Genomic DNA, 5,839 nt, shown 5'->3' with positions numbered 1-5,839 from the left:
CGAAAAATCCTGGTGATAACACAACAGAACAACCTGTTGAGAATCCGGATCCATCACCTAAGCAAATTACAGAAAATATTTTAACAGGTGTCACATTAACGGATAAAGACGGTAAGCCATTTAATGATACGGATAATCGTCCAAATCCAAATTCTATTACCCAAATCGATTTTACATGGGAAGTCTTGAAATCGCTGAACGTCAAAGAAGGTGATTACTTTACTTTCCAACTCCCAGAATACTTTATTGTCCACAATACCATTACACAAGATTTAATAGATGGAAAAGGGCATACGATTGGATCATTCGTTGTTACGCCTGATGGCAAAGTAACGATGACTTTTAACGAGTATGTTGAAGATCATCCTGATATAGCTGGACATTTAAACATTCGTACGGAGTTTAATGAAGTAAAAATTACAGGGACTACAGAAAAACAAATCCCATTCCCTATTAAAGAAAAAGAGGTTGTTATTGAACTTGATTTCAAACCTAAAGTAACAAACTCTATAAATAAAAAAGGTGTGCCTGACAGACCGATTAATACGAATCAAATTAATTGGAAAGTAGAAATGAACAAGACGAAAGATAAGCTTACAAATGCCGTCTTTCAAGATGACATTCCAAAAGGAACAAGCCTAAATGAAGATTCTATTAAGGTTTATTATTTAGAAGTAGATATTAACGGGAATACAACTCGTGGTGCAGAAGTTCCTAAAGAAGAATATGAACTTACTTCATCCTCTGATAAATTAAATATCGCTTTTAAAAATGAAACGAGTAAAGCATATGAAATTGAATATGCGACAAAGATTACAGATGAAAGTGTTACAAGTTTCAAAAACAACGCAAAAGTATCCAGCAAGAACCAAAAAGATGTATCTGCAAATGCAACTGTAACTGTTTCACGCGGTACCCATCTAGAAAAAACTAGCAAGTACAACCCAAAAACACAAACAATCGAATGGACGATCACTTATAACGGTGACCAAAAAAAGATCAAAAAAGAGGCTGCTCTTTTAAAAGATATTCTAGATAAGAATCATAAAGTTGATCGAAGTTCTATTGTTGTAAAAAATGCTTCTTATAATGATAGTGGGCAAATTGTCACTGGTGACGATGCTACAAACTTCACAATAAAAGAAACGACTGAGGGATTTGATTTACAGTTTACTACTGATATTGATAGTGCCTATGTGATTACTTACACATCAAAGGCCGCGAGTGATGTCATCACAGATGGAGAAATCGAAAATAAAATTATCGCAGATGGTGGTTCAAGTAAAACAGATAAAGTTACATTACAACAACAAAACATCATCAAGAAACATAATAAAAATGCAGGCGATACAGATTACAATGCGAAAACAACCAAATGGACAATTATTGTAAATGATAACAATTACGTGTTAAACGATGCTGTTATCAAGGATACATTCGACTTTGGTGGTCTAACGTTACAGGAAAATAGTTTCAAGATTACTGACGGATCAAATGAACTTAAATTAGGACATGACTACACACTTCATGTAACTGATAAAGGATTCGAAGTGAAACTAGCTGGTATTTACAAGTCTAATATGGATAAAACTTTAACTATCACATACACAACAGACTTTAATTACGAGAATCTATCCAAAGAGAAGGATAATAAATCATTCAAAAATACAGCAAATCTATCATGGATAGACATAAATGATAAAAAGAAAAATAGTTCATCCGACGATACATTTGATCCTGATTACTACACAAAAGGAAACGGATTTAAATACGGCTCTTACAATGCCCAAACGAAAGAAATTAAATGGGACATAGGGTTTAACTATAATAATATGAAGATTAAGGACCCTTCTATCGTTGACGTATTAAAAAATAATCAAAAACTTATACCAGGCTCCATTGAGGTTTACCATATGGAATTAACCGGTGGTGCGCATGGATTTAAAGTAGGTACACCCGTTTCACCTGACGATTATACGATAGAAAATCCAACAAAAGATAACAACAATACATTAACGATTCATTTTAAAAACGAAATTAATTCTGCTTATTATGTTAGCTTTAAAACTTCACTCGCAGGCGAACAAATTAATAAGCGCTATGATAATTATGCTGATTTAAAAGATGGATCGAAAACTGTTACTACTGTTCATGGTGCATTTGAAATCACAAATGGCGGTAGCGGGGTTATGAAAAAAGCAAAACAAAATGACAAGTACATTGATTGGAGCGTTTCTATTAACCCTAGTCAATCAACTATTGAAAATGCAGTCGTAACAGATGAACCGACAGACAATCAAATGCTTGATGAAAAGTCCTTCCACCTATACCCGACAACAGTAGCCGTGGATGGCACTTTAACGAAAGATACAACAAATGAATTAAAAGAAGGAACAGACTATAAACTCAAAGTAATAACAGACAACAATACAGGGAAACAACAATTTAAAGTTGAATTCCTTCATACGATTGATCGAGCTTATATTTTAGAATATCGCTCACTCATTAATGCAGATCATATGGAAACAGTAAGCAATAAAGCTAATATTACTGGTCACCGTTTAGTACTAGAGGAAACGAAAACTACTGAAGACGTAGTTGTTAAAGTATCTACAGGATCAGGTGGTGGTTCTGCTAGTAAAGGACGCGGAAGCCTTCAAATTATAAAGGTTGATGATAAAGATCAAACAGTGCCATTAGCCGGAGCAGAATTTACTTTATATGATCAAACAGGTACAACCGCTATTCGAACAATTACAACAGGTGATGACGGTATCGCTAAGTTTAACAACTTACGACGTGATAAATATATGATTAAAGAAACGAAAGCACCTAAAGGTTATGTAATTAGTAAAGCATTAAAAGAAGGTATACTTGTTGAGCTAGGTTCTGAAGAAATTACAAAATATACCCTTACAAATAAGAAATTTGTCGGGAAAGTAGTACTTACAAAAACTGATGCTAAGAGCGGGGAAAAACTTGAACATGCTGTTTTCTCTTTACTAGATCAAAACAAACAAGTTATTCCTGAACATAAAAAATTAACAACAAATGCTCAAGGACAAATTACTGTAGATAATTTAAAACCAGGAACGTACTACTTACAAGAAACAACGGCTCCTGAACATTATAAATTAGATGGTCAACTGATTGAGGTCAAAATCGAAGAAGATCAAACAACAGTAATAAACCGCCCTGTAACAAACAGTTTGATTCCAGGATCGGCCATTTTAACAAAAGTCGATAAAGACGGAAAAACTTTAGCAGGTGCGGAGTTCAGTGTAAGAGACCGAAATAACAAAATAATCCCTGGCTATAGAAAATTAACGACAAATGCTCAAGGACAAATTGAAGCAAAAGATTTACGTCCTGGAGACTATCAATTTGTTGAAGAAAAAGCTCCAAAAGACTATGACATAGATAAAAAACCAATTGAGTTTACAATTGTAAAAAGTCAAAAGAACGCAGTTACTGTTACAGCGACAAATCACCTCACTAAAGGTGGCGTCATTTTAACAAAAGCTGATGATATCGATGGCACAGCTCTTGCAGGCGCAGTATTTAAAATTGTTGATGTTAATGATGAAAGGAAAGTCATTCGCGAAAATGTAACAACTGGCGCAGATGGCAAAGTAACTGTTAAAGACTTAGAGCCTGGCACGTATAAATTTATTGAAACGAAAGCTCCACAGGATTATACGTTAAACACAGATCCTATTACGTTTACAATCGACAAAAGCCAACAATCTTTAGCTACCGTTACGGCAACAAACAGTTTAAAAACAGGAGAAGTGGAATTATTAAAAGTTGATGAGTTTGGTGAGAAAAAGCCGCTAGAAGGTGCAGTATTCAAGCTTGTCGATGCAAATAATAATGAAGTTCCCCCTCACACTAACTTAACTACCGATAAAAAGGGGAAATTTAAAGTTAGTAATTTACGTCCTGGTACGTACAAATTTATTGAAACAGCTGCTCCTGAACATTACGTTTTACGAGCAGAACCTATTGAATTTACAATCGATAGAAATCAGAAAGAAACTCTACTTGTGAAAGCTGAAAATGCTTTAAAACCAGGAGATGTTGAATTAACGAAAGTTGATGATATCGATGGTACAGCTCTTGCAGGTGCAGTATTTAAAATTGTTGATGCGAATGATGAAAAGAAAGTCATTCGCGAAAATGTAACAACTGGTGCGGATGGTAAAGCTATCGCTACTGGTTTACGCCCAGGCGATTATAAATTTATCGAAGTAACAGCACCAAAGTATTACGATAAAAATACAAATTCGATTAAATTTACAATTACAGAAAGTCAAACAACATCAGCTACTGTTATTGCTAAAAACAGCTTAACAAAAGGCGGTATTGAATTAACAAAAGTGAATGCTGCAGATGAAAAGGAAACACTTGAAGGTGCAGTATTTAAAATCGTTAATAGAGATACGAATGAAGTTGTTCGTACGGAACTTGTTACGAATAGTAAAGGAATGCTAGTTGTAGACGACTTACGTCCTGGTAACTATACACTTATCGAAACAAAGGCTCCAACTTATTACGATGTAAATGTAGAACCTATTGAATTTACAATCGAAAAAGGACAACAAAAACTTCTTCCACTTACATTTAAAAATAGTTTAACGAAAGGAAAAGTTAAACTTATTAAAGAAGATGATGTGGAAAGTAGTATTGCTCTTGCCGGCGCAGTATTCACATTACAAGATGCAACTGGCAAAGAAATTGCAAAAGATTTAAAAACAGATGATTATGGAGTACTAGTTATTCCTGATTTAGCACCAGGAGATTACCAATTTATTGAAACATCAGCTCCTGAGCATTATAAATTAGATCAAACACCTATTAAGTTCACGATTAAAAAAGGCAGCAAGGATGATCTGCCAGTCCCTGTAATTGTAAAAAATAGTTTACTTACAGGTGGCGTTACTTTAACTAAAGTAGATGACGTTGATGGCGTTACACTTAAAGGTGCAGAATTTATCATTGTTGATGCTCATGATACTAAAAAGGTCGTTCGTAAAGGGTTAACTACTGATGAACAGGGTAAAGTTTCTGCTTCTGATTTACGCCCGGGTGACTATCAATTTATTGAAGTAAAAGCTCCAAAAGACTATGATTTAAGCAAAAATCCTATTCCGTTCACTATCGGAAAAAGTCAACAAGAAAACATTACCGTTACCGCTACTAACAGCTTAACGAAAGGCGGCATCATTTTAACAAAAATAGATGACATCGATCGTACAATGCTGAAAGATGCAGTATTTAAAATTGTTGATATGAACGGTAAGGAAGTTCGTACAAACCTTGTTACAGATGACAAAGGCGAAATTTCGGTTTCTGACTTACGTCCGGGTGACTATCAGTTTGTTGAAACAGCTGCTCCTGAACATTATGTGTTAGACGAAACACCGATTCCATTTACAATTGAAAGAAGTCAAACGAAAAAAATTACTGTTACAGGTAAAAACACGTTGAAAAAAGGTAGCGTTGAATTAACAAAAATTGACGATATTGATACTGATACGAAGCTCGCTCATGCTGTATTTAATTTATTAGATGCAGACGGAGAAGTAGTTAAAGAAGGATTAAAAACAAATGATGAAGGAAAAATTGTTGTTGAAAACCTACGTCCTGGTACGTATAAATTTATTGAAACAGCTGCTCCTGAACATTACGATTTAAATAAAACAACGATTGAATTTACAATTAAGAAAAGCCAAACTGAAATTCTTCACGTTACAGCTAAAAACGCTCTAACAAAAGGTGCAGTGGAACTTTCTAAAGTAGATGACATCGATGGCACTAAACTTGAAGGCGCAGTATT

Annotated in this window: 1 protein-coding gene; it reads left to right on the top strand. The window is 34.6% G+C overall.

Annotated features, from left to right (window positions below; all coding sequences use genetic code 11):
- Positions 1-5,839, top strand: a 5,839-nt coding sequence (locus MR113_RS26610) for a SpaA isopeptide-forming pilin-related protein (RefSeq protein WP_242257417.1), incomplete at both ends; no start/stop codon positions are given.

Origin of the sequence: Bacillus cereus group sp. BfR-BA-01379 (genome assembly GCF_022663605.1) — a bacterium.
GTDB classification, from domain to species: domain Bacteria; phylum Bacillota; class Bacilli; order Bacillales; family Bacillaceae_G; genus Bacillus_A; species Bacillus_A mobilis.
This window is presented reverse-complemented; position numbering and strand designations above follow the sequence as displayed.